The sequence below is a fragment of the Pseudomonadota bacterium genome, assembly GCA_034660915.1.
GTDB lineage: Bacteria > Desulfobacterota > Anaeroferrophillalia > Anaeroferrophillales > Anaeroferrophillaceae > DQWO01.
Map to the genome: position 1 here is coordinate 1 of JAYEKE010000163.1, position 2361 is coordinate 2361.

The window sequence follows — 2361 nt, forward strand, 5'->3', positions numbered from 1 at the left end:
ACTACTGATTTACGAATAAACAACCCGAAGTCGGCCATGTTTCCTGGCTTTTGGTTTGCGCTTCACAACAATTTCAATATCCTGGTCAAGGGCAACCATTAGGAGCATGAGTTTTTCAAGAGAGAATCCTTTAAGCCGTCCATTCAGAATGGCTGAAACTTTTGGCTGAGTAATTCCTAAAAGCTCAGCCGTCTGAGCCTGTGAGAGGCGCCGCTTGTTGATAATCTGAGCGATCTTTAAGGCTAAATCAGACTTTGCTAAACGTTCTTCCGGGGCATCAAGGCCAATGTCGGTAAAAACATTTCCAGAGCTTTTTTCAAGTTTGATATCTTCCATCTTTCATACTCCTTCTTCAGCTTCGGCACGCTTCAGGCGTGCCTTAATCACATCTATTTCTTTTTGTGGTGTTTTTATCCCCTTTTTTGACTTTTTCTGAAATGCGTGAAGAACATAGACCTTATCTTTAATTCGTACCGAGTAAATAGCCCGGTAGGTGTCGCCGTCGTAATTCTCCACTACTTCAAGAACACCCGCTCCTTTAAAGCCTTTGAGCGGCTTTGCGCAGGGATGTTTTCCGCCCTGCTGTGCCTGCCGCAAGGCAAATCCCATAACGTCTTTCACCTCTTCGGGAAATCTTCTAAGGTTGTCCCTGCTGTCTCCTATCCAGATAAGTTCTTTGTCTTTTTTCATCATGCCATTTATACCAGTTTAGGGATAATAAGTCAACACTGTTTCCAGCCACCAGAAAAAGTATTTCATTACCCACAGCGCAATTTTAGGATTAAATGCGGTGACCATTGCGTGAGTTGATGTCACAGTTTGTGACCTCAAGCTTCTAAATTCCGATTGGATTACTGAAAATCAACGGGGATAACGGTTCCTTCTTTTATCCCTTCAACTGCGTGCTTAACAGCATGTTCCCAGGCTTGCAACGCCCTTTTAATCTCCGGTCCCCGGTCGTACCGATCGTAAACGGTTCGGGTTATCCCCTGGGGGGCATGATTCAGGATATCCGGGACAACCGCCGCATGTCCTAACATCGCCATGCCGGTAGCCGCAGATCGTCGCAGATCATGGGCCGTGAAGGGTTCAGCTATTCCGGCTTCTTTGAATAGTTTATGCAGCCGCCGGTGAAACCAGTTTTTCAGGTTGTCAGTTCGGATATGTGGTCGACTAACACCACCAGGGAAAAAGTAACCATCCTTTGTCAATCCATCATCTTGGCGGTTTTGGATGATTTCCCGTGTCCACCTGGACAGATAAACCCGGTGTGCTCTGCCGCTCTTGGTTTCTGCACCGGCCATGTTCCACCAATCGCCATTTAATTGACTTTCGTGCATGGAACATACTTCACCAGGCCGCTGGCCGGACAACAGTATCAGTAAAAGGATATCTCTTGCATCCCTGGGGGCTTCCTCCAGGGCTTTGAGCATGATAGTGATCTCATCAAGGGTTAACACCCTGTCCTTGATCCTTTCTTTGCCTGGTAAGCTTACACCGGCTGCCGGGCTTGATTCAAGAAGGCCAACTTTGACCCCATAGGTAAACATTGATTTGATAACTGCCAGGGTCCGGTTTGCCTGAATAGGGGTTTTAGCGGCCATTTTTTCAACCAGGGATACAACGTGTGATCGTTTTATGTCTTCGGCTTTGCGGTTTTTCCATTTTGGCAGGACGTGTTTATTAAGCAGCCGTTCATATTCCTTGGCGGTTGTTTCCCTTAATTTTCTTCCTGCATAACGTTCAAGGAATCGCTTGGCAAGTTCAGCAGTCGTGGGGTTGTCTTCGTCCTGTTCGGCTTCCTTGACGGCCAGTGGATCAACATTGTTATCGACCGCCTTAACTGCTTTGGCATAACTCGCCAGTAAAGTTTTATATTTAGTGTTTGGATATACACCTAAGGATATCTCCCGGCGCCGCCCAGCAAGCTGAAAGCGATATTGAAATGAAATCCGGCCAGAGGGGTTCACCAACAAGAAAAGTCCTGGATGGCTCTTTATGTAAATGCGATACCGCTTGACTTGAGGTTTGATAGATTGTAGTGTTTTGTCTCTCAGTTTGGTGATTTCCATAATACCGCCTTCCTTGAAATCGCGTCCGCCACTTTGTCCGCCACTTTTTTTGTTATTAAAAGGGATTGCTAGGGAAGATTAATGAAAGTAATAACGTATAAGTTGTTGATTGTCAAGGGGTTTTCGTGATGGACAGGGAAGTAGTGGGAATGTATGGCTTAAGACTTTTAATCAGAGGGTCGCAGGTTCGATCCCTGCACGGCTCACCAAGTAATATCAAGGGGTTGCGACATAAATCGCAACCTCTGTTTTTTTTGGCTTTGCTGACCGGTGTTGACGATTTTTTATC

Annotated in this window: 3 protein-coding genes; all 3 read right to left on the reverse strand. The window is 46.0% G+C overall.

What is annotated here, in order from left to right:
• Positions 1-9: 9 nt before the first annotated feature.
• The 3 genes from U9P07_09495 to U9P07_09505 all read right to left on the reverse strand — a co-directional run bounded on the left by U9P07_09495 (position 10) and on the right by U9P07_09505 (position 2072).
• Positions 10-336, reverse strand: a complete 327-nt coding sequence (locus tag U9P07_09495; protein ID MEA2109639.1) for a helix-turn-helix transcriptional regulator — start codon at positions 334-336, stop codon at positions 10-12.
• 3 nt (positions 337-339) lie between these two features.
• Positions 340-693 (reverse strand): type II toxin-antitoxin system RelE/ParE family toxin, encoded by a 354-nt coding sequence (locus U9P07_09500; GenBank protein ID MEA2109640.1) that lies wholly within the window; start codon positions 691-693, stop codon positions 340-342.
• A 158-nt stretch (positions 694-851) separates the two neighbouring features.
• Positions 852-2072, reverse strand: coding sequence for a tyrosine-type recombinase/integrase (locus tag U9P07_09505; GenBank protein MEA2109641.1), 1221 nt, complete (start codon positions 2070-2072; stop codon positions 852-854).
• Positions 2073-2361 lie beyond the last annotated feature (289 nt).

Bases quoted from the DNA above. Each gene is read 5' to 3' on its own strand.
- U9P07_09500 (MEA2109640.1), bottom strand. From the start codon at position 693: ATGATGAAAAAAGACAAAGAACTTATCTGGATAGGAGACAGCAGGGAC.
- U9P07_09495 (MEA2109639.1), bottom strand. From the start codon at position 336: ATGGAAGATATCAAACTTGAAAAAAGCTCTGGAAATGTTTTTACCGAC.
- U9P07_09505 (MEA2109641.1), bottom strand. From the start codon at position 2,072: ATGGAAATCACCAAACTGAGAGACAAAACACTACAATCTATCAAACCT.